We start from the raw sequence: 23,153 nt of genomic DNA on the forward strand, positions 1-23,153 counted from the left end.
TATTATAGAACCATAGAGGTGATGGAATGAGAAGAAAAGACGACGAAAAGGTGAAGAATATCAAGGAAGCAGTGATTAAACTGATCCTGCAGGAGGGGTTTCATGGCACTTCTGTCTCTAAAATTGCCAGACTGGCAGGGGTTTCGCCGGCAACGGTTTACATCTATTATGAGAATAAGGATGTGATGCTGCATGACATTTACCTGGAATATTCAGAAGAGATTTACGATTATCTGTTAGACAGTATGAAACAGGAGATGGAAGGCCGCAGGCAGATTGAATTACTCATCCGAAGCTATTATAACTATATTCTGGAGAATAAGGAAATTTTCAGTTTTGTGGAACAGTTTTCCAACTGTCCGTCATTAGCCAACAGTTGTTCCGGTAAACAGGGAATCTGTAAAATTTATCATATGATGGCTGAGATGAAACAGAATCACATCTTAAGAGATTACAGGGAAGATAATTTACTTGCAATTATTTTCCAGCCGGTGAAGGCGATCGCCGTCGATAACCGGAAGAATGCAGACCAGAAAGAAGATTTACTCACAGAGCTGATTGTAATGATACAAAATGCAATTATGATGTAAGAATGATATGCGGGATTCTTTTACTGATGTGGTAAAAGGTATCTCGCAAATAAAAAAATCATACTTAAATGAACATTCACTTAAAATACGCACAGAAAGGATAAAACTATGAAAAATTATAATGATAATCATCTCGGTATAATTGTTCCGGTTTTTAATAAAGTTTTATTGCCTGGTGTCGCGACAATAATACATCTGGAACATTTAAATGAAAGTCAGATCATTAGCCTGTCAGACGAAAAAATCGTAAAGATTGCGCTTCCGTTGAAACAGGACTCCACCATAAGAGAAAGGCTGGAAGAAGATTTTCACCGGATCGGTGTCACTTTCTCCATAAACTCAGTGGAGAAGACTGAAAAAGGGATCCGCCTATCAGTAGAACTTGGCGGCAGAATCCTGGTAAATCAGATCAGTGAAGAGAAAGGTGTTTTCTATGCATCATTTGAAGAGGCACCGGATTTGGAAGATTTAGATGAAGCAAGCCTTAAGGAGATGCTTGGATATATTAAAAAGATCAGTAACGATATCAGCAATAAATTTACAGGCGGTGAACAGTATCAGAGAATCGTAAACGGATTTTATGATATCAACAGACTTATCATGTATTTATCCCAGTTTATACAGATATCTCCGGAGGAACGCTATCAGCTGTTAGAGATCCAGTCCTTAAAGGAAAGAAGTCTCCGTTTCATGGATCATATACTGAAGCAGAAGGAAATGATCGAGCTGCAGATGCAGGTGACTGAAAAGTTTTCTGAGAGAGCTAACAAAAACTACCGGGAAGCGGTCTTAAGAGAGCAGTTAAAAGCGATCCAGGAGGAATTAAACGAGGGAAAAGAGAACGGGAAGAAGGAGAACGACTACCGCACCAGGATTGAGGAAGCCGGTATGCCGGATGATATAAAGGAATCAGCTCTGGAAGAATATGAAAAGATGGAGGAGCAGGGGCCAAATCAGCCGGATTATAAAGTGATGCGTAATTATCTGGATTTACTGGTTAAGCTGCCCTGGAAAAAGCAGCCTTCCAAATCCGTAGATTTAGATGGGGCAAGAAAAATACTGAATGAAAGGCATTACGGTCTTGATAAAGTGAAGGACAGAATCATACAGCATCTGGCTGTTATGGAACTGAACAAAGAAAAGAAAGGCTCCATACTCTTACTTGTGGGTCCTCCCGGAACAGGTAAAACCAGTCTTGGCAAAAGCATTGCCGAAGCGCTTGACAGACCTTATACACGATTAAGCCTTGGCGGCGTCAGGGATGAATCGGAGATCAGAGGGCACCGGAGAACCTATGTGGGGGCTATGCCAGGAAGAATCATTCAAAGTATGAAAAAAGCCGGTTCTACTAATCCGGTAATGGTACTGGATGAAGTGGATAAGCTGATGTCAGGAGGATACAGCGGAGATCCTGCAAGTGCACTTTTAGAAGTACTTGATCCGGAACAGAATAACACATTTACAGATCATTATCTGGATGTTCCTTACGATTTATCCGATGTATTTTTCATCGCGACTGCAAACTCCTTAGAGACCATACCGGGACCGCTGCTTGACAGAATGGAAGTCATCAGTATCACCAGCTATACGGCAGATGAGAAGTTCCATATCGGTAAAGACCATCTCATCCCGGAAGTATTAAAAGAGCATGGACTGACTTCAAAAGAACTTGTGATTGCAGATGAGGTGCTTCGGGCAGTCATAAACGATTATACCATGGAAGCCGGAGTCAGAGGCCTTAAAAAGCAGCTGTCATCTCTTGCCAGAACTGCTGCAGAAAAAATTGTTTCCAAAAAGGCAGAGATTCCAGTTGATATAAAGACCAGAGATCTGGAAGATCTGCTTGGCAGAAAAGTATCCCGTCATGAGAAAGCTCAGCCGGACAACCCGCCTGGCGTGGTAACCGGACTTGCCTGGACACCGGTAGGAGGGGAGATTTTATTCATCGAAGCTGCGGATATGCCGGGAAGCGGCAACATCATATTAACCGGAAAGCTGGGAGATGTGATGAAGGAATCCGCCAGAATTTCCTTAAGCCTGTTAAAGTCCAGACTGCCTTTAAATACCTTTAATTTTAAAGAAAGAGACCTTCATATTCATGTTCCGTCAGGAGCAGTGCCAAAAGACGGTCCTTCCGCAGGAATTGCACTCTTTACAGCACTGGCATCTTTAGTCACAGGTGCTAAGGTAGATTCCAGGCTTGCAATGACTGGTGAAATTACATTAAGGGGAGCGGTATTACCGATCGGCGGGCTGAAAGAAAAGCTTTTAGGAGCCCAGAGAGCAGGGATTAAGAAAGTTCTGATTCCTCAGGATAATGTAGTTGATTTAAAGGAGGTGCCGGAAGAGACAAAAGAGGGACTTACCATCATCGCGGTAGAAACCATTGAAGATGTCATAAGAGAAACCGTAGGGATTGCACTGCCCCGGATGGAGCAGGTACTTCTGCAAAGCGAAGGAGCAGGGCGGCTATTCGAAACGATTGAGCCAAAGAAAAATAATATCAGAAGAGAGGTAATTTAAATGAATCTTACAGTGACAAAGGAAACATTAATCGGAGAGATCTTAGCAGCAGACAGTACCACAGCACCTTACTTTTTTGAAATGGGAATGCATTGCCTCGGCTGTCCTTCCTCCACTATGGAAAGCCTGGAAGAAGCCTGTATGGTGCATGGAGTTCCTGTTGAGGAACTGTTAGAGAAATTAAACGGACATATGTCCAGATAGAATTGTAAGCCCCCCGGTATGCATCATAAATGCACATCGGGGGTTTTGCTATTACATATCACTGTCTCCAAGCATTGCTTCTGCCATGCTTTCATATCCATAGATACCTGCTACATAGCGGAGTCCATCTGATATCTCAGATTTGGAAAAATCATGGCTGTCTAAGAATTCGCCATCCTTATCATTTAACGTGTAATAAAACATCAAAGCCAGTTTTAAATATTCCGTATTCTCTGGTTCCAGGTCCTCTAACAGAGTATTCTCCGCGTCATTAATGGATCCGTCCTCAATCAGCTTTTTCAGTTCCTTAAATTTTTCTTCCATCTCCCGGCTGTTAAAAGCCCTGTCGTCGTTTTTCCACAGTTCTATGTTAAAAATCAGCTTTAACAGCGTACTTACCATTCCGTTGTTGATCCGGGTAGCGTAATCATCCGTCAGCATAACATTCTCCTATTCTGCTCCTATATCGTATTTTGTGCTTCACACATAAGAAATACTTTATCATAACAGATTATAAAAGTAAAGAATATCAATGCTGCGTATCCTGACCAGTTACCAGTTGGAATTTACCTACCAGAGATTTCAAATTCACTGCCTGTGCAGACAGCTCTTCTGAGGTGGCAGCACTTTCTTCCGAAGTGGCGGAAGTCGTCTGAACAACAGCAGAGATCTGGTCAATTCCGGTTGTGATCTGTGTTATTGCATCAGCCTGTACTTTAGAAGCTTCCGCAATTTCCGCGATTTTACCGGTGGAAATTTCAGATTTCTGAACTACCATACGCAGTGCCCTGGCAGTTTCATCTGCTATTTTAGTTCCGCTGCCAATTGCTGAGATGGCATTTTCAATCAGTGAGGTGGTGTTTTTGGCTGCCTCAGCTGATTTGCCAGCCAGGTTTCTTACTTCATCAGCAACTACAGCAAAGCCCTTGCCGGCTGATCCGGCCCTTGCTGCCTCCACCGCCGCATTGAGTGCAAGAATATTCGTCTGGAATGCAATATCATCAATGGTTTTAATGATTTTGCCGATTTCATTGGAGGTATTGGCAATTTCATTCATTGCTTCCGTCATTTGGCTCATTTTATGGTTGCTTTCGGTAATCCCTTCACCCGCTTCCTGTGAAAGGGTGTTTGCCTCAGCTGCATTTGCCGCGTTTTCTTTCACGCGCTGGGAGATTTCTGTAATTGTTGCAGACAGCTCTTCTATGGAAGATGCCTGCTCGGTCGCTCCCTGGCTCAGCGCCTGAGACGCATCTGCCACCTGGGAAGCACCAGTGGAAACCTGTTCGGAGGCCTCATCAATCTCCAGAAGTGTGGTGCTTAGATTCATGCGGATGTTGTGCATTGCCTCATAAATATAGCGGTACTCACCGGTATATTGATCCTGGCAGCTGGATATAGCTTTAAAGTTGCCCTGGCTCATCTCGCCAAGCAGATAATTAATGTCCTGAATAATCAGCTTTAAGTTTTTGGCCATATCTGAAAACGTCTTTGACAGCAGTCCGATCTCATCATTGCTTTTTACTGTCAGATCAACCTCCAAGTTCCCTGCAGCAATATTTTGGGCCGCAGTGACAACTCCATCGATTGGTTTTAATGTCCGGCGTAAAAAGACAGAAATAACGGTATTAATAAAAATAAGGGATAAAACAGCCAGCACGATCATCACAATCACGCTTCTTACTACATCCTTATACAGATCATTTCTGTTAAGGCTGCTGGAAGCCCACCATGTCTGGGTTCCGCAGGTGATTGGATAGTAGTGGCTGATTACGTATGTACCATCCCCTTTTTTCATTGTAACGTGGAATTCCTTCTTAGCTTTCTGCATCTTTACGATCTTAGCATATTCTGATGAAGGTATTAAGTCTTCCAGCTTTTTGGTAATATTATCGCTTGATTTACTGTCGTAAGCGATCATATTTCCCTGTGTATAGATATCTACATACATGGATATTTTGCATCAGAAGTTTTAATTCTGTTAAAATTAGATACGTTAATATCAGCCAGAATCACGCCGATTACCTTGTCACCATGATTGATTGGATATGCAATGGTGCTCATCATAGTACCCTTGTAATCGAAAGGATCTGTCAGATAAGGAGCTTTCGTTTCTTTTGCAACACGGTAATAATCCTGATTGGAGTATTCACTGTATGTCCCAAGAGACTGAGCCGTGTTGTTTTTTGCATTATCACGGTCAACATATACTGAATAATCTTTGACTGCCGGATCAAACTGGCCTGGTTCAAAGAACGCGCCAACACCGTATAAGGAATCGTTGTTGTTCACCGCTGCCCATGCTGAATTTGTAATATAGTTCTCAATCTCGTAATTGACTTCTTTCAGCTGGGCATTGTACAGCTTACTTCTCCGGTTGATGTTTTTCCAGTCACCGGCAGCTTCTACCTGATTATATGCACGGTTTAAGTAGTCTTGTAAATCTTTGGCAGTACCAGATGCATCATTGATAATTGACTGAACCATGAGACCATTCTGAGCAGCAATCCCATTAAATTCGCCGTTGATTGCTTTGGATATTGCGTTGCTGGTAAGTATTGCGGAGATTGAAATCAATAAGGTTAAACTCATCATCAGTATGACAGCTGTGGTTAAGGAAGTCTTAGCCGCAAGCTTCATATCATTGAAATTAAATTTTTTCTTGTTTTTCATCTTAATGCTCCCTCAAATTGATAAATAGTGAAAAAATAAACTGCATATAAATGCAGCTGATTATATTTATTAAATTGCCCTCCTTTCCATATAAAAGTTTCCTATTCCCTGACCATCAACTATTATTCGACATAATGTGACAATTTGATAATAGATAATCTAAAAAAACAGTTACTACAATTATGAAGGAATTGAATATTAAGATAATTATAACGTTTAAATGCATGATTTGAACATGCAAAAGCACAAGAATAGACTTTACACACCGGGCGCAATAAGCTGAACTGCCAGCTCAGCAATACCACACAGAACCATTACCATAATGGGATCTTTCTTTTTACGGAGAAGAAAAATAGCAATGATAAAATAGATCACCGGACGCAATTTCCATTGACCCTGCGAAAACGAGATGGAGCCGGAAGGAAAAATTGCAGGAAGAAGAATATCAATTCCGGCAACTGCGATCATGGATACCACGGCAGGGCGCAGGCTCCCCAGAATATCCTGCAGAAGACTTAAATTCCGGTACCGGTTATAAGCCCAGGATAAGAATGTAACAAACAAACAAGAGGGAAGGATACAGCCCAAAGTTGCAAAGAAAGCGCCGGGTATCCCGGCAATCTGGTTTCCTACAAAGGTGGCAGAATTAATGGCAATAGGTCCAGGTGTCATCTGGGATATGGTAATTAAATCTGTGAAATCATTCAATGTAAGCCACTGATATTGGACGATGATCTGCTGCTTAATTAACGGCATGGCAGCATAGCCCCCTCCGAAGCTGAACGCTCCGATTTTGAAAAATGCCCAAAATAGTCTGATAAAAATCATAATTTTGCCTCGCTTCTAAGTTTTCGTAAGATTGTCTTGCCTGTGCCTGCCAGTGCGGCAGCAAGAATAATGAAAATAACGTTAACATGATAATAATAAGCCGCAAGAAAGGAGGCAGCCATCAGGATCAGGAGCATAGGATCTTTCTCTTTTACCACATCGCTCCCCATATCGTATACAACGGAAATAATAACAGCACCAACTCCTGCTTTCATTCCGTTTAGCATTGCCTGGATCAACAGGTTTTCTCTAAATGCATTGTAAAAAAATGAGATAATGGTTAAAAGAACAAATGGCGGGATCACGGCTCCGGCGACTGCGCATAGGATACCAGGGATTCCAGCCAGTTTATAACCAACCACGACAGCGCCGTTGACAGCAATGGCTCCGGGGGAAGACTGTGCGATGGCTACCAGGTCAAGCATCTCCTTCTGGTCTATCCAGTGAAGCTCATCAACAAACTTCTTCTTAAGCAGAGTGACAATAACATAGCCTCCGCCAAAGGTAAAGGAGCTTAAATACAATGTGGATAAGAATATTTTACACAATTTTTTTTTATTCATCTGAGTGATTCTCCATTTCCGTCAGAAATTCATTGTTTTTATCTAAGTATCTGCAAAAAATAAATAGTCCCATTAAAATAAATGGAGTGAATACCGGGTCTGATTCCACAAGCCAGCCGCCCCCCTTTGGGTTGTGTTCCAGTCTGGCCGCAACCCAGCTGTTTTCATCCATGATACAGTATTCCTGACAGCTCTTCATGTATAGATTATAAGGTCTGTGGTCCATGGTGAGTTTGATTTGATTTGCCGCTATCCCGCCCAGTAATAATAACTTTCTGGTGTAAACAGGGCGGCCGGATAAAATGGTCTGATTAAGAGAATCAGAAAGGATATAAAGCTGATCCCGGTTTCTTTTGCTGTCCTGACAGTTTTTAACATCTGCATATAATTTAATTCTGCCGTCAGGGGAAATAATGGTTTTCTTTACGGGATAATACGGTGGTTTTAAGCAGGCCAGCTTTGCGCCGGGTCTTCCATTGTCGATCTGATAAAGTTTTCCTGTTTTAATTAAATATTTCATAAATATTCCTTTCCGTGCACTTAGGAGTTGATAACAAGTGAAAATTTATCTGATACAAGTATAGCACTTGCCAGTTTATAATTAAAATAGTATAATTTTATCAAAAACATATGAAATTAACTATGATGTATAGGAGGTATATCCATGTCAATCCGACATCTTCGCATATTCCTGACTGTATGTGAATGCAATAACAGTATAACCAGAGCAGCGAAAAAATTGTATATGACACAGCCGTCAGTTTCTGTGGCAATCCAGGAGCTGGAAAAATATTATGGAATAAATTTGTTTGACCGTATATCCAGAAGGCTGTATCTGACTGAGGCGGGAAGACAATTTTTAGAATATGCCCAGCGTATATTTGCTTTATTAGATGATATGGAAAAAGGGATCAGGAACTGGGATACCATCGGTGTTTTGCGAACAGGTGCAAGTATTACGATTGGTTCTCAATTTATGCCAAGCTATGTGGAAGCATTTTCTGGCATGTATCCGGATGCTGAAGTGCAGGTGTTTATAGGGACATCCCATCAGTTGGAGCAGAAGATTTTAAATAACGAACTGGATTTTGCACTGGTGGAACGTCCGGTCCGCGAAAGTTCCCTGATTGAGGAGCCTTATATGGAGGATTCACTTGCTGTAATCGCTCCGGCCCGTCAGCCCTATTACCCAGGTCGGATACTGAAAAAAGAGGAGTTAAGCGGTCAGAAATTTCTTTTGCGTGAACATGGGAGCGGAACCAGGGAGGTGTTTGAAGAGGTAATGGCGAAAGAGGAAATATCCATTAAGCCTATATGGGAGGCGATGAGCACAACTGCGCTGGTAAATGCAGTGATTCATGGATTGGGCATTGCAGTAGTGCCAAGGCGCATGGTATCCGGTCCGCTGGAGAAAAAGCTGGTTTACCCGCTGGAGATAGAAGGAATAGAATTTAAAAGATGTTTCTACATTGTGCATCATAAAGACAAGCTTTTAACGAGGACATTCCAGGAGTTTATTGATCTGTGCAGGTGTTATGAACTGGACTACCCACTGCCCAAATATAACGGACTCTTTTAAAAATCACTAATATATGCAATAAATTGCAGGAATAATTAGCTATATTTACAACGGTGTTTTTGAGTGATATAATTTATTCACAATATACAAACGTTTGTATCTAAATAAAATTGTATATTATGCTCACCCGGGCTGCGAAATGGAATCATATGCACCGCGCAATGCATGTGAAATTGAACCGATTAAATTCTTACATCAAAAGGAGATAAAAAATGTCAAAAGTAAAAAATTGGAAAACAATATTCCCTGCAATCTGCGTACCTATGAACGATGACTACAGCATTAATGAGGGAGAACTCAGAAAATATGTCAACTGGCTTGCCGGCTTTGATGAAATTGAGGGTCTTGTGTGCAATGGACATACTGGAGAGATCACCGGGTTAACCAGACAGGAACGAAAAAGAGTTGTGGAAATAGTGGCCGATGAGGTAGGAGACAGACTGACCATCATTTCCGGAATCAACTGTGAAAATACGGCTGAGTCCATTGAGATGGCAAAGGAAGTAAAAGAGGCAGGTGCTGACGGAATTCTGCTTATGCCTCCTCATATGTGGCTGCGTTTTGGAATGCATCCAGATGCACCTTTTAACTATATAAAAGATGTGGCAGACGGTGCGGACATTGACATTATTATTCATTTATACCCTGCGATCAGCAAGGCATTCTACCCAGTTGAAACGTTGGTTAAGATGTGCAAAGAAATTGATCATGTAAAGGCGATTAAGATGGGAACCAGAGTAACGCCGTTATATGAAAACGATGTCCGTGTTCTGCGCAGAGAAGCACCACACGTATCACTTATTACCTGTCATGATGAAAGTCTTATGTCTTCTCTGACATTCCCGGGCATGGATGGCGCATTAATTGGTTTTGCGGCATGTATTCCGGAATTGATCACCGAGGCATTCAAAGCTTACAAGGCAGGAGATTTCAAAAAAATCCATGAATATGATAACAAGATATTCCCGATCTCCAGAGCAATTTACGGAGGAGGTCAGCCATCAGGAGAAGCCCATGCCAGAATGAAAGAAGCACTTTTCCAGAGAGGTATCTTTTCTTCCGCACTTATGCGGCGCCCGGTGCTTCCACTGACAAAAGAAGAGAAAGATCAGGTATCAGAGGGTCTGAAAGGAAGCGGCTATACATCTAAAATTACTCTGTAAAGAGTTGACTCGGAGAAGATGACTGTTTTGGTTCCGTTTATAGGGGATCGTAAACGGAACCTCTTAAGGTGGAGGTCAGTTTATGGAAGAAACGATTCGTACAGCAGAAGGATCATCAGATGCAGCGTTTGACAGCTCAGCAGTAAAAACTCTGTCGTTTCTTGAGTTAGTGAAAAGAATCGGTCCCGGACTGGTTCTTACCGGTATCGTAATAGGTCCGGGAGCCATCACAACTGCAGCTATGCTGGGGGCAAGATATGGATATGGGATAATATGGCTGTTTATTCCCATTCTGTTTATGGGGGTTACTTTTTTACTTACCAACTATCGGATTGCATTGCTCACTGGAAAACCAATTATCCATGCGATCAGGTATTACTACGGAGGAGGGGCAGCAGCCTTTGTAGGAGTCGCTTCCTTTTTATCATGTATGTTTTTCACAATGGGAAACATATCAGGGTCAGGATCAGGCATGAATCTGATTTTTGGTATAAACTGGAAAATAGGCGCAATCATTATGATTATGGTTACTATATTCTGCTACCTGACAAAAGGCGTTTATTCCAAAGTGGAAAAAGGCATTACCATCTGTATTGCCGGTATGATAATTGCTTACTATGCCACTCTGGTAACTGCAGGAGGACCATCCTGGGGAGAGCTTGGAAGCGGCCTCACTCATTGGTCATTCCCTGCAGGAAGCCTTGCAGCTGCTCTTGGGTTTATCAGCACCAGTGCATCTGTTACCACAGGTTTATATGGAACGTACCTTGGGAAAGAAAAGAAATGGGACAAAGAGGATTTGTTTAATGGCGCCATGATGGTTGACTCAATTACTCATATTGCAGGGGTTATCCTCATAAGCGGGGCTGTTATGCTGGTTGGTGTCGTTGTGCTTCATCCGGCAGGAATTGTAATTAAAAATCCCGCTGAATTAGGAGAGATGATGGTACCTCTTCTGGGAAAAGCAGCATTTACCGTCATGGGGATTGCGCTTCTTGCGTCTGCATTCTCCTCACTATTGGGAAACACCCACCGTACGGTTGTTTTATTTAATGCAGGTTTTGATAAACCGACGAATCTGGAACACAAGAGTATAAAAATAGGCTCTATGGTTGTGCTTGCAATCGCTGCAGTTATCTGTTTTTCTTATAATGGATCGCCGACTCAGCTGATTTTATTTGCCAATATTATGACAGCTGTGGCGACTCCGGTATCAGGATTTTTTGTATGTATGCTGATCTGGAATAAGGATGTGAATAAAGGGGTAAAGCAACCAAAAATATTAGGGATTTGCATGATAATCAGCTACCTGTTTTGTCTGGTTCTGACTGTTTCAGCTCTTAGAACAGTCATTCCAAAGTTCGCTGATTCCATTATGAAATTATTTACCTGATTTATAGAATCGGATTTAAAAGTCTTCGGAGGGCAGTATGCCTCTGGAGACTTTTTATTACAAAACAATCTGACCGGTTGACAAGAATCTTCTGTGTGGTATAAAAGAATGTAAGGCATTTGGTTATATATGGAAAGGAGATGGTATATTGGCAACATTAAAAGACGTGGCAAGACTGGCAAATGTAGATATAAGCACGGTATCAAGAGCTCTTAACAATACTTCATACGTACACCCCGAGACAAAGAAAAAAATTTATGATGCAGTAGAACAGTTAAGCTATAAGCCTAATCTTTTGGCAAAGGGGTTAAGGCAGGGAAAAAGACATACGATTGGTGTTGTTATCCCTGAAATTAATTTTTCCATATTTGGTGAAATGGTACAGGGAATAGAAATGCAGGCAAGAAAAATGGGGTACAGCATCATTATATGCAACACAAAAGACAAGCAGGATGCGGAAGAAGAATGCTTAAACCGGCTGAGAAACGGGTTGGTAGACGGAATATTAATCGCTGCAACCGGGCAGAACGGGAGGCTTTTGAGAGATATAAAAAGCAGCGGAATATCTGTGATGCAGATAGTAAGAAATCAGGACAGCTTACTAAACAGTGTTGTAGCAGATTATTATGCCTGCGGTTATGAAGCGGTTAAATACCTGTATGGTAAGGGATGCAGGCATATTGGGTTTATTAATGGATCAATGGAAATAATCCCTTATAAAGAGCGGTACAAGGGATACCGGAAAGCCATTCGGGAGCTTTCGGCAGAAGAATATGTGGCTTGTAGTGCATACTCGCAAAGGGATTATTTTAAAAGCGGTTATAATGGAATCCTGGAGCTGATAGAGAAGGGGGGTGAACTGGACGGCCTTATGGTGGCTGTGGATATGCAGGGGCTTGGTGCGATCAGAGCGCTAAAGGAACGGGGAATCAAAGTTCCGGAGGCGATGAAGGTCATCAGTCTGACTGGACACTCCATCGGAGGGATGTTAGAGACTGCAATGACTTCCATGGAGGTTCCGGCAAAAGAAATGGGAGAAGAGGTGACAAAGATGATTGTTTCTGATATCGAATCGAAACCGGATAAAAAATGCTGCCCGTTTCATAAGGTATTTGAAGCTTCGCTCATAGAGAGGGAAACTACTTAGACCTAGAAACGGGCCAATGGATAAATTATTGGAGCTCGTTCTTTTCCTTTCCTGATTTCCATAAAAGAATGAACCCTGCAAGAGCTGCAAACAGCGAGATAAACTGGGAGGTGGATAAGCTTCCCACAGATCCTCTTATTAAATCACCTCTGTAAAATTCAATGACAAACCGTCCCAGGCTGTAAAAGATCAGATAGAAAGCACTGATTCTTCCGGCAGGCGGATTCCTGCGTGCCAGTATCAGCAGAACGAAAAAGTTAACGAAATCAAAGACACTGGATACAATCTGCGTAGGAAGCAGGGGGATTCCGTTAGGAGCAAACTGGGACCTGCTGAATGTAATGGAGAATGGACCGGAGGTTTCCCGTCCATAGCAGCAGCCCGCAAGAAGACATCCGATTCGGCCAAAGCCCTGTGCCAGGGCAATGGACGGCACTACCAGATCCAGATAGCGGATTGCATTGATTTTTTTTATTCTGCAGTAAACAAATCCGGCGGCAATTCCGCCAATAATTCCTCCATATACCACAAATCCGGCGGAGATATCAAGTAAAAGCCCGGGGTTTCTCCTGATATCGTCAAAGATAGTGATATAATAAAGCAGTTTGGCGCAGATCAGACCGCCTCCGGCTCCTAAAATAAGCAGATAGAATAAATGATCCGGTTCAAGTCCAGCCTTTCTGGCACGGTATTCGGCAGTAAAATATGCGGCAGCAATTCCAATTCCAATCATCAGACCATATCCGTGAACCGTTAAGCGGCCGATAGAGAACAAATCGTTATACATGGTTATCTTCCTTCTTTTATCTTTAGAATAAAAACGAAATTATTATATCACATCTTATACTGCATTGCAAAAGAAGCAGAAAGATTTCTGCTTTCAGACTATATATAAAATGGTCATCTCTTTTAATTTCTCATTCAGCTGCTGTCTTAAATACAGTTCGCCTTCTTCTCTTAAATCATTTCTGTAACAGTATTTTCCCCTGCCTCTTCCTGTCATCAGTTCTTTATCATAAAGCTGGTCCGCATCCGGAAATGCCTCGCTGTTTATGGCATTATGGACATAGCTGTAAGTCATAAAAATAACTTCAATCAGGGCAGTTCTTTTAACCTTTTCACTTAGCTGCATGGATAGAATTGTGATCAGTTCAGAATAAAGCTGCTTCCAGTCTTCTGTTAATATTACAGGTGCTATGAGGATTCCCACCCGGTAACCGGCGTCACACATCTTGTTTAACGCGGTAATTCTGGCATTTAATCCGGAAGTTCCTGGTTCAAACCTGGTTATAATGGATTGTGGATTTACGCTCATGCGCATAATGATACGCCCCCCGTGGTTCAGAGACAGAAGAGGGTCCACCTGATTAAATTTGGTTGGAAAAGTTAAAAAGCCTTTATTGGATTTTCCAAACTGTTCAATGGTCCATGACAAATTGCCGGTAATTGTGTTCTCCAGGACCAGGTCGCTGTTGCTTCCGATTTCATAAGTATAATCCTGGATTGATTTTGCCTGATGGGTGATAATTTTATTCAACATCTGTTCCCGGTTTACAAACAGGCGCAGATAAGCACATTTGTTATAGTTGCACACCAGATAACAGTAGTGGCACATGGCAGTGCAGCCGGAAGATGTATAAGGGACAAGAAAATCAGATACCTTGTGGTTGGGAACATAGTGATGGGTTTTTCTGACCCCTATTACCAACAGCCTCTTCAATGAAGGAAAATCCTTGTTGGGGCGGGTACGCAGTTCATCTATTTTGTTATGGCTTTCAATGGGGATCCATGGAATATCTTTGAATTTCTCTTTTAACAATCCGCCCAATTCATAGTTAAGAGAATCTGGTTCATAATAAATTTTATCCGGAATCATGCCGATTTACCTCCTGTTCCAAATTAGTATGCGGAGAAAGGAAGGTGACAACCCATGTAAATATGCACAAAAAAACGACCAAAATCTGTAGGATATTACAAAAATATGATAACGAACATATAAAATGAAAACGAACATATATAGATATTGAAAATACATATCAATCATGTTAATATGACATTACAGAAACAAAACGAACATAAAAACAGGCGTTAAGATCAAAGGAGAAGTCAGTATGAGCAAGGTGAGCGATACGACCAGAGAATCATGGATCATGAGCACGTTTCCGGAGTGGGGAACCTGGCTGAATGAAGAGATTGAAAGCGAGGAAGTAAAACCCGGCACTGTGGCAATGTGGTGGTTAGGCTGTACCGGAATCTGGTTTAAAACCCCTGGCGGATGCAATTTAACCATCGATTTATGGTGCGGTAACGGAAAACGGACGCATGGAGACGGTAAGATGGCGGCGGGACATCAGATGGCCAATATGTGCGGTGCCAGAAAAATGCAGCCCAACTTAAGAGCGGTGCCCTTTGTCATTGATCCATTCGCCATCCGAAAGGTGGATGGCGTTTTAGCAACACATTACCATCAGGATCATATGAGCGCAGAATATGCAGCTCACGTGATTCAAAGCGGCATGACGACAACCGATGATAAGGGAAATGAAATACCGGTACCGTTTATCGGTCCTTTAAAATCAGTGGAGACCTGGATCAAATGGGGAGTTCCGAAAGAACGGTGCAAAGTGGTGCGCCCCGGCGACACCATTAAGATTAAAGATGTGGAGATCGTAGTCCTTGATTCCTTTGACAGAACCTGTCTTGTGACAACAGATTCTACAGGTGAAGACAGAGAAGAACTAACTGGGGTATGTCCTGTGGATATGGATGACAAGGCGGTCAATTACTTATTGAAAACTCCGGGAGGAAACATCTATCACAGCGGTGATTCCCATTATTCCATTTATTTTGCAAAGCATGGCAAAGACCATAAGGTGGATGTCGCTTTTGGCTCCTACGGCGAAAATCCGGTGGGGATGGCAGACAAGATGACCTCCTGCGATGTGCTTAGAATGGCGGAGGCTTTAAAATGTGATGTGGTGATACCTATTCATTACGATGTGTGGAGCAACTTTATGGCAGATGTCAATGAGATACGGGTGCTTTATGACATGAAAAAGGACCGTCTGGATTACCGGTTCCACCCATTCTTCTGGGAAGTAGGCGGAAAATACATTTATCCCACAGACAGGGAGAAAAAGGCTTACCATCACCCCAGAGGTTTTGAAGACTGTTTTGAAGCTCCGCAGAACATACCATATCGGTCCTGCCTGTAGGCGATTGGGGAGGGGGAGCCATGCTGTTAAGAGAATTTGTAGAACTGGGGCATTATAAATTTGCTGAGGAAGCGGCAAGCTGGGAAGATGCGGTCCGGATGAGCTGCGAAACCTTAGAAGCTGACGGGACAGTGGAGGCAGGTTATAAGGAAGAAATCATTGAATGTATCAGGAAGTATGGGCCTTATATTATTATCATGCCCAATGTAGCTATGCCGCATTCGCAGGAAGGTGCAAACGGGGTGCACAAAACTGCAATCGGATTCATGAAGCTGAATAAGCCGGTCAGCTTTGAACCAGGTGATAAGGAGAAGGATGCCAGACTATTCTTTACGCTGGCATCCTGCGATCCGAAACAGCATCTGGAAAATATGTCAAGGCTGTCGGAATTGCTGATGAATGAAGGGGCGGTGGAAGCACTTTTAGGTGCTAATACACCGGAGGACTTGTTAAGAATCCAGAGCCGGTATCTGGATTGAGAATGGGGAGGGTTTCTTATGGATATTTTATTAAAAATGTGGTCGTATTTTGCAGTTAATGTATTACAGCAGCCGGCGTTTATGATTGGTCTGATCGTTATGATCGGATATGTGCTGCTAGGAAAGCCCTGGTATGATGTTCTTGCAGGAGTGATTAAAGCGATCGTGGGATACTTAATCCTGACCGTTGGTTCCGGCGGTCTGGTCAGCAATTTCCGCCCGGTACTTGTAGGCTTAAAAGACCGTTTCAATATGAATGCCATGGTCATAGATCCCTACTTTGGACAGAATGCGGTAACAGCAGGTGTAGAAGAGGTGTTCGGCAAGGTATTCGGCAATGCCATGATTTTACTTTTAATCGCATTTATCGTAAACATCCTCCTGGTTCGCTTCAGCAGGGTGACAAAGTTAAGAGCACTGTTTACCACAGGCCATGTTCAGGTACAGCAGGCAGCCACTGCTTACTGGCTGATCCTCTTTGCCTGTCCGTTTTTATTAAACAACAATGCTGCCCTTCTGGTAGTGATGGCACTGATACTGGGAGCATACTGGGCGGTTGGATCAAATCTTACCATTAAGCCCTGTCAGGAACTGACCGATGGCGCAGGCTTTTGTCTGGCTCATCAGCAGATGTTTGGAATTGCAATTAATACCTGGCTGGCAGAGAAACTGTTTGGCAAAAAGAAGAACGGGAAAGAAGTGAGAAAGATTGACGAGATCGAGCTTCCTGGTTTCATGTCTGTCTTTAATGAAAACATGGTATGTACCTCCATTTTGATGATTGTTTTTTTCGGAGCCATCCTCTGCATACTGGGGAAAGACTATCTGGTGGAACAAAAGTTCATGAAGGAAGGAGCCAGCATGTTCTTTTATGTGATTCAGACCTGTCTTTACTTCTCTGTTTACCTGGCAATCCTTCAATTGGGCGTTCGGACTTTTGTTACCGAACTGACTGCATCCTTCCAGGGTATCGCAGATAAACTCCTTCCCGGCTCCCTTCCTGGCGTTGACTGTGCAGTTGTATTCGGGTTTGGATCTGCCAATGCCGTCCCCCTTGGTTTCCTTGCAGGCTTTGCAGGTCAGATTCTTGCTATTGTGGCACTGATTTTATTAAAGAGCCCTGTGCTTGTTATCTGCGGTTTCGTTCCTGTATTCTTTGATAATGCAACCATTGCTGTATTTGCCAACGAAAAAGGCGGAATCAAGGCAGCCCTTATTTTACCGTTCTTTTCCGGTATCTGCCAGGTATTCGGATCTGCAATTATCGCAGGCTGGGTCGGCATGGCAGCTTACGGCGGATATTTAGGCATGTGGGACTGGGCGGTTGTATGGCCGGTCATGACAGCAGTCATGAAGTTCTTAAGTTATGCCGGAGTGGTGATCGTAGTAGCTGTTTTACTTGCAATTCCCCAGATCCAGTACCGCAGGGACAAAAAAGGTTATTTCTTAATTACAGAAAATTATGAAGCTTATAAGGAATTAAAGGGAATTAAATAAAAGTCAGGAGAATGGTTATGTCAAAAGTAAATATGAGTTTTATGGTATGCTGTGCCAATGGGGCCGGCTCCAGTCTTATGATGAAAATGACAATGCAGAAGGTACTGGATAAGGCGGGAATCAAGCCGTTAAAGGTTCATCACTGCGCCTTATCGGAAGGGAAAACTGCAGCTGCCCAGTATGATGTTGTCTTTTGCGCACAGAACTTCGCCGGCATGTTTCAGAGTGCCAGAGAAAAAGGAACCCTGGTGATTGGTCTGAGAAATATCATGTCTCCCCAGGAGATGGAACAAAAAATGAAGGAAAATGGAATTCTTTAATTTCAATCAAAACGAACATAAAAGAAGTGACACAGGCATCTGAACAGGCTATAATGAGGATAAAGAATCATATCTTTATAAGTTGAGAGGGAAAAAAATGAAAAAGGACAGAGCTTGTGTTGAAAACAGAAGGAACCGCATTTTGGAAATCATGGAGAAAAATCCCAGAGTGCGGGTGGATGAACTGGCGGAAGCGTTAGAGGTTTCTCTTATCACTATACGCAGAGATCTGCAGTATCTGGAAGATAAGAAACTTCTGGTACGAACCCACGGGGGAGCCGTCGCTTCCAACAGCCCCGCAGATGAAGTATCCTTATACAGGAGACTGATTGCTGAATTTGCTGCTGAATTTGTATCAGATAATGATACACTTTTCATCAATACCAGCAGCAATGCATTAAAAATACTGGAACACATTACCTGTTCCAATGTAACCGTCATAACGAATAACGGAAAAGCCATTCACTGTGAGCATTCCCAGGAAGTCAACGTGGTGCTGACAGGCGGTGAACTGCGCTATCCCAAAGAGGCTATGGTTGGGGATTTTGCGCTTAGAAATTTACAGACAATTTATGCAAAAAAAGCATTCATTGGCTGCTCCGGAATCAGCGGGGAAAACGGCATGACAACGGAGATTTTTAATGAGGTCAGCATCAACGAAATGATGGTTGGTCATGCAACTCAGGATGTGTACGTCCTGGCTGATCATACAAAGATCGGAAAAAACAGCAGCTTTGTAAGCTGTCCTATTGAAAAAATTAAATATCTGATTACCGATGAAAAAGCACCTTTGGAAGCTTTGGATTTAATCAGGGAAAAAGGGGTGGAAGTTTTTGTGGTCCGCCGGTCGGATTTATGAATCAATCATAGTGGAACAATGCCCGGGCTTCCATGTTGATTGCATCGTTTGGAGGCATATTTTATGGAAAAGGCATATACCCTTGGATTATATGAGAAATCCATGCCTGCAGGGCTTGGATGGAAAGAAAAGCTTGAGGCGGCAAAAACTGCCGGTTACGATTTCGTGGAAATCAGCATTGATGAAACCGAAGAGAAATTAAATCGTTTAACCATGTCACAGGCGGAACGGCTGGAACTTATCAGTATGATGAAGATTGTGGGGCTGCCTATCCGCACCATGTGCTTAAGCGGCCACCGCAAATACCCCCTTGGAAGCCATGATGCGGCTGTACGGGAAAAAGGGCTGGATATAATGAGGAAAGCAATCCAGCTGGCAGATGATCTGGGTGTAAGGATTATCCAGCTGGCAGGATATGATGTATATTATGAGGATTCCAGTGAGATAACAAGACAGTATTTCCTGGAAAACTTAAAAATAGCAACAGAGATTGCAGCGCGCGCCGGTGTTGTACTGGGATTTGAAACCATGGAAACGGAATTTATGAATACTGTGGAAAAGTCCATGGAATACGTAAATCTGGTAGCATCTACATATTTAAATGTCTATCCGGATATTGGAAATATTACAAACGCTGCTAAAACATACGGTATTAACGCAATGGATGACTTACGTGCGGGAAAAGGTCATCTGGTTGCCATGCACTTAAAGGAAACCGTTCCGGGAAAGTTCCGTGAGATACCTTTTGGAACGGGGCATGTGGATTTTGAAAGCGCAATTAAAACGGCATGGGAGCTGGGGATACGAAAATACGTGACGGAATTCTGGTATAGCGGGAATTCCCAGTGGATGCTTGAACTTTACGATGCCAACAAACGGATGACGGAGATACTGGATAAACAGAGCTGAAAGGAGCTTGGGATGAGAGCGGAGAAAAAGGTGGTGGGGCATCTGACTAAATGTTATTCAGTAGCTCCCCTTTTTTATAAAGGAAACGAATATTTTCTGACAGCGGCAGAAAAAGAAGATCCCTGCCTGCTGTTTGATATGGATGGCAATAAAGTGGATACGGTCTGGGAAGGACCGGGTGGTACCATGTCCATGGTACAGGTACCAGATACAGACGGTCAGTTTCTGGCTACGCAGAAATTTTATTCTCCCAATGATTCCAAAGAGGCAAAAATTGTACTGGTAACTCCGGATGAAGCGGGAAACTGGCAGATTAAGACCATAGCAGTGCTTCCTCATGTACACCGCTTTGATCTGTTAAAAAGAGGGGAAACCAGGTATCTTATTGCCTGCACAATAAAATCCGGTCATGAGTATAAGGAAGACTGGTCAAGTCCTGGTAAGGTTTATGCTGCAGTGCTACCAGAAAACCTGTCCGTCCTTTGTGAAAAAAATCCGTTGCAGCTGGAAGTCATACAGGAGGGTATGATTAAAAACCATGGTTATTACAGGGTGGAAGAAAATGGGATGGATACCGGGCTGATTTCCTATGAAGGAGGAGTCTGCCAGTTTATTCCTCCGGCAAGGCAGGGAGAACCGTGGGAAGTGAACATGCTGCTTGACACGCCTGCCAGCGATGCGGTATTAGTGGATTTTGATCAGGACGGGGAAAGAGAGCTTGCGGTTTTATCCCCGTTTCATGGTGATTGCATCTCTATCTATAAAAAATACGGGGGCAATTATCAGAAAGTATATGAATATGAGAAGCCGGCGGAATTTTCACATGCCATATATGGAGGGAGCTTATGCAGGCAGCCGGCTCTGGTGGTCGGGCACAGACAGGGAAACCGGAATCTCATCTGCTTTACCTGGAACCAAGATAAACAGGCGTATCAGTGGAATATTCTTGATCAGGACTGCGGACCGGCCAACGTCCTGCATAAAAGAAGGAATGGGGAAGACTGGTTGATCAGTGCAAACCGGGAGACCGACGAAATCGCCATGTACAGGATTACACAATAAGTGTACGCAGACTCCCTGGAATGACTGCGTTTCTAAAAGAGAAATGGACAATACTACCTTTGTAAAGTATACTGAAAGAAAAATAATAAGCAGAATTAAGCATTATTTCTGCTAAGTTACAAAGGAGGAATTGTTGTGAAGAGCATAAAAGCTAAGATATTTTTATACATGGCATGCACTGTTTTCTTCTCTCTTGCCGCAGTGGGAGGAATCAGTATTTTTTTAAATTATTACAGTATGACGGGTACCATGAAGCAGTCCATGACGGAGCTGGCAGTGACTGCTTCCCAGCGTGTTGAAAAGGAACTGGATATTTATAAGAACCTGGCTTATGAATCAGGCAGCATTGCCAGACTGGCCAATCCTAAGACAAGCATTCAAGAGAAAAAAACGATTATTGACCAGAGAGCCCGGACACACAATTTCCAGAGAGGGAATATTATTGGCGTCGACGGCATCAGTATTTTTGATGGGAAGGATTATTCGGAGAGAGATTATTTTAAACGCTCCATCAAAGGAGAGATGGCGGTATCAGAGCCTATAGTCAGCAAAATTACGGGACAGATGACTATCATTATATCAGCTCCCTTGTGGGAGATGGGGATACCTGGTACGAAAGTGGTTGGAGTGGTTTATTTTGTTCCAAAGGAGACCTTTTTGAATGATATCGCCGCTTCCATTCATGTCAGCAGTCATTCCAACGCTTATCTCCTCAATCAGTCTGGTAAGGTGATTGCAGATCCGGATATGAAAAAGGTTTCAGACGGCATAAATGTGCAGGAAAATGCGGCAAAGGACCACGGACTTGCGGAGCTTGCAGCAGTGGAAGCCAGGATGATACAGGGGAAAAGCGGATTCGACCGCTATAAAAGAGATGGAGAAGAAATGTTTCTTTCCTATGCTCCTGTTGCGGGAACCGATGGCTGGAGCCTGGGAATCAGCGCCCCTATGGGTGATTTTATGGGATCAACCAAAACTGCCAGTATTGTTACTGTAGTATTAATTGCAGTATTTCTTGGAATTGCAGCTGTGTTATCTGCGGTTCTGGCCGGAAGAATAGGGGGCCCCATTAGGGTATGCGCTGACCGGTTAAAGCTACTGGCGGAGGGCGATCTTAAGTCCCCTGTAACAGAGATTAAAAATAAAGATGAAACGGGGATTCTGGCTGATGCCACACGGGATCTTGTCCGTAAACTGGGTTTAATAATCGGAGATGTGGATTACCTTCTTCATGAGATGGCAGGAGGTAACTTAACTGTCAGCAGCACATGTGATTTTGCGTATGCTGGCGGTTTTCAGGGGATCCATCAGTCGATGCACCAGTTGAAGACCCAGCTTGGAGATACTCTTTCTAATATCAGCCGTTCTTCCGGGGAAGTAGCGGCAGGAGCGGATCAGGTATCCGCAGGAGCCCAGGCACTTTCCCAGGGGGCTACAGAGCAGGCGGGCTCAATCCAGGAACTGGCTTCTGCCATAGGAGAGATTTCAGTGCAGGTCGAGGGGAATGCGAAATATGCAAAGGAGGCCAGTCTGCAGGCTGAGGAAACTGCGCAGGAACTGAAGAATGGTAACGTGCAGATGATAAAGATGACAAAAGCCATGGATGAGATCTCACAGACATCGGGTGAGATCGGAAAAATAATTAAAACAATTGAGGATATCGCATTCCAGACCAATATTCTGGCACTGAATGCCGCGGTAGAGGCTGCACGGGCTGGGGAAGCGGGAAAAGGCTTCGCAGTCGTAGCAGATGAAGTACGGAATCTGGCCTCTAAGAGTGCGGAGGCATCTAAAAATACCTCTGTTCTGATAACTAATTCCAATCAGTCCGTGGAACAGGGCACACATATCGCGGCGGAAACAAAAGAAGCTTTGGATCGGATTGCTGCTTCCTCTGAAAGAACCGTAACGCTGATCAATGAGATATCCAAAGCATCCGGAGAACAGGCACTTTCCATAAGCCAGGTCAATCAGGGAATTGACCAGATTTCAAGTGTGGTTCAGACAAATTCCGCAACAGCGGAAGAAAGTGCGGCAACCAGCGAAGAACTTTCCGGACAGGCTCAGATTCTAAAGGACCTAATCGACCGGTTTCGACTGTAATCGAGCTAATTAAAATATCGTTAAAGATCGGCCCAATCTCTATCTTTTT

23 protein-coding genes are annotated in these 23,153 nt (G+C 43.2%); 15 read left to right on the forward strand and 8 right to left on the reverse strand.

Annotation, left to right across the window (positions count from 1 at the left end; all coding sequences use genetic code 11):
• Positions 1-26: 26 nt before the first annotated feature.
• The 3 genes from CRO04_RS14560 to CRO04_RS14570 all read left to right on the forward strand — a co-directional run bounded on the left by CRO04_RS14560 (position 27) and on the right by CRO04_RS14570 (position 3,317).
• Positions 27-590: a TetR/AcrR family transcriptional regulator gene (locus CRO04_RS14560; RefSeq protein ID WP_097004986.1), complete on the forward strand. Its 564-nt coding sequence runs from the start codon at positions 27-29 to the stop codon at positions 588-590.
• 108 nt (positions 591-698) lie between these two features.
• Complete coding sequence (gene lon / locus CRO04_RS14565) at positions 699-3,113, forward strand: endopeptidase La (RefSeq protein WP_097004987.1); 2,415 nt, start codon at positions 699-701, stop codon at positions 3,111-3,113.
• Entirely contained in the window at positions 3,114-3,317 is a 204-nt protein-coding gene (locus CRO04_RS14570; protein ID WP_097004988.1) for a DUF1858 domain-containing protein, read from the forward strand.
• Positions 3,318-3,368: 51 nt separating this feature from the next.
• Here the strand turns inward: CRO04_RS14570 and CRO04_RS14575 are convergent, their stop codons facing one another.
• The 6 genes from CRO04_RS14575 to CRO04_RS14600 all read right to left on the reverse strand — a co-directional run bounded on the left by CRO04_RS14575 (position 3,369) and on the right by CRO04_RS14600 (position 7,898).
• On the reverse strand, positions 3,369-3,758 hold the full coding sequence (locus tag CRO04_RS14575; protein WP_097004989.1) for a DUF6483 family protein: 390 nt from the start codon (positions 3,756-3,758) through the stop codon (positions 3,369-3,371).
• Positions 3,759-3,846: 88 nt separating this feature from the next.
• Positions 3,847-5,265 carry a methyl-accepting chemotaxis protein gene (locus CRO04_RS14580; RefSeq protein ID WP_097004990.1) on the reverse strand — a complete coding sequence of 473 codons (1,419 nt, stop codon included), beginning with the start codon at positions 5,263-5,265 and terminating at the stop codon, positions 3,847-3,849.
• A complete protein-coding gene (locus CRO04_RS14585) occupies positions 5,256-5,987 on the reverse strand; it encodes a cache domain-containing protein (RefSeq protein ID WP_097004991.1) in 732 nt (243 codons plus the stop codon). The genes CRO04_RS14580 and CRO04_RS14585 overlap by 10 nt, the downstream gene beginning before the upstream one ends.
• Positions 5,988-6,245: 258 nt before the next feature.
• Positions 6,246-6,815, reverse strand: a complete 570-nt coding sequence (locus tag CRO04_RS14590) for a chromate transporter (RefSeq protein WP_097004992.1) — start codon at positions 6,813-6,815, stop codon at positions 6,246-6,248.
• On the reverse strand, positions 6,812-7,378 hold the full coding sequence (locus CRO04_RS14595) for a chromate transporter (protein ID WP_097004993.1): 567 nt from the start codon (positions 7,376-7,378) through the stop codon (positions 6,812-6,814). Before CRO04_RS14595 ends, CRO04_RS14590 begins: the two co-directional genes overlap by 4 nt.
• Complete coding sequence (locus CRO04_RS14600; protein ID WP_097004994.1) at positions 7,371-7,898, reverse strand: hypothetical protein; 528 nt, start codon at positions 7,896-7,898, stop codon at positions 7,371-7,373. Before CRO04_RS14600 ends, CRO04_RS14595 begins: the two co-directional genes overlap by 8 nt.
• Positions 7,899-8,042: 144 nt before the next feature.
• Here CRO04_RS14600 and CRO04_RS14605 point away from each other — a divergent pair, with 144 nt between their 5' ends.
• From CRO04_RS14605 to CRO04_RS14620, 4 genes are all read left to right on the forward strand, one after another.
• Positions 8,043-8,957 (forward strand): LysR family transcriptional regulator, encoded by a 915-nt coding sequence (locus CRO04_RS14605; RefSeq protein ID WP_097004995.1) that lies wholly within the window; start codon positions 8,043-8,045, stop codon positions 8,955-8,957.
• 212 nt (positions 8,958-9,169) lie between these two features.
• A complete protein-coding gene (locus CRO04_RS14610) occupies positions 9,170-10,120 on the forward strand; it encodes a dihydrodipicolinate synthase family protein (protein WP_097004996.1) in 951 nt (316 codons plus the stop codon).
• Positions 10,121-10,202: 82 nt separating this feature from the next.
• On the forward strand, positions 10,203-11,513 hold the full coding sequence (locus CRO04_RS14615; RefSeq protein ID WP_097004997.1) for an Nramp family divalent metal transporter: 1,311 nt from the start codon (positions 10,203-10,205) through the stop codon (positions 11,511-11,513).
• A 148-nt stretch (positions 11,514-11,661) separates the two neighbouring features.
• On the forward strand, positions 11,662-12,660 hold the full coding sequence (locus CRO04_RS14620; protein ID WP_097004998.1) for a LacI family DNA-binding transcriptional regulator: 999 nt from the start codon (positions 11,662-11,664) through the stop codon (positions 12,658-12,660).
• A 25-nt stretch (positions 12,661-12,685) separates the two neighbouring features.
• Here CRO04_RS14620 and CRO04_RS14625 read toward each other — a convergent pair whose 3' ends face one another.
• Positions 12,686-13,447, reverse strand: a complete 762-nt coding sequence (locus CRO04_RS14625) for a prolipoprotein diacylglyceryl transferase (protein ID WP_097004999.1) — start codon at positions 13,445-13,447, stop codon at positions 12,686-12,688.
• Positions 13,448-13,540: 93 nt separating this feature from the next.
• A complete protein-coding gene (locus CRO04_RS14630; protein WP_097005000.1) occupies positions 13,541-14,536 on the reverse strand; it encodes an SPL family radical SAM protein in 996 nt (331 codons plus the stop codon).
• Positions 14,537-14,771: 235 nt separating this feature from the next.
• On the opposite strand from CRO04_RS14630, the gene ulaG reads away from it, so the two are divergent.
• The 8 genes from ulaG (at position 14,772) to CRO04_RS14670 (ending at position 23,104) form a co-directional block, all read left to right on the forward strand.
• Positions 14,772-15,875, forward strand: a complete 1,104-nt coding sequence (ulaG, locus tag CRO04_RS14635; RefSeq protein WP_097005001.1) for an L-ascorbate 6-phosphate lactonase — start codon at positions 14,772-14,774, stop codon at positions 15,873-15,875.
• A gap of 20 nt (positions 15,876-15,895) precedes the next feature.
• A complete protein-coding gene (locus CRO04_RS14640) occupies positions 15,896-16,354 on the forward strand; it encodes a PTS sugar transporter subunit IIA (RefSeq protein WP_242974506.1) in 459 nt (152 codons plus the stop codon).
• Positions 16,355-16,372: 18 nt separating this feature from the next.
• Entirely contained in the window at positions 16,373-17,851 is a 1,479-nt protein-coding gene (locus tag CRO04_RS14645) for a PTS ascorbate transporter subunit IIC (protein WP_097005002.1), read from the forward strand.
• A gap of 17 nt (positions 17,852-17,868) precedes the next feature.
• A complete protein-coding gene (locus tag CRO04_RS14650) occupies positions 17,869-18,171 on the forward strand; it encodes a PTS sugar transporter subunit IIB (RefSeq protein ID WP_207654452.1) in 303 nt (100 codons plus the stop codon).
• Positions 18,172-18,268: 97 nt separating this feature from the next.
• Entirely contained in the window at positions 18,269-19,030 is a 762-nt protein-coding gene (locus CRO04_RS14655; protein WP_097005003.1) for a DeoR/GlpR family DNA-binding transcription regulator, read from the forward strand.
• 63 nt (positions 19,031-19,093) lie between these two features.
• Complete coding sequence (locus CRO04_RS14660) at positions 19,094-19,939, forward strand: L-ribulose-5-phosphate 3-epimerase (protein ID WP_097005004.1); 846 nt, start codon at positions 19,094-19,096, stop codon at positions 19,937-19,939.
• Between the two features lie 12 nt (positions 19,940-19,951).
• Positions 19,952-21,001 (forward strand): hypothetical protein, encoded by a 1,050-nt coding sequence (locus CRO04_RS14665; protein WP_097005005.1) that lies wholly within the window; start codon positions 19,952-19,954, stop codon positions 20,999-21,001.
• 135 nt (positions 21,002-21,136) lie between these two features.
• Positions 21,137-23,104: a methyl-accepting chemotaxis protein gene (locus CRO04_RS14670; RefSeq protein WP_097005006.1), complete on the forward strand. Its 1,968-nt coding sequence runs from the start codon at positions 21,137-21,139 to the stop codon at positions 23,102-23,104.
• The last annotated feature ends 49 nt before the right edge of the window (positions 23,105-23,153 follow it).

This window comes from Lacrimispora amygdalina, from assembly GCF_900205965.1.
In the GTDB taxonomy this organism is placed as follows: domain Bacteria; phylum Bacillota; class Clostridia; order Lachnospirales; family Lachnospiraceae; genus Lacrimispora; species Lacrimispora amygdalina_A.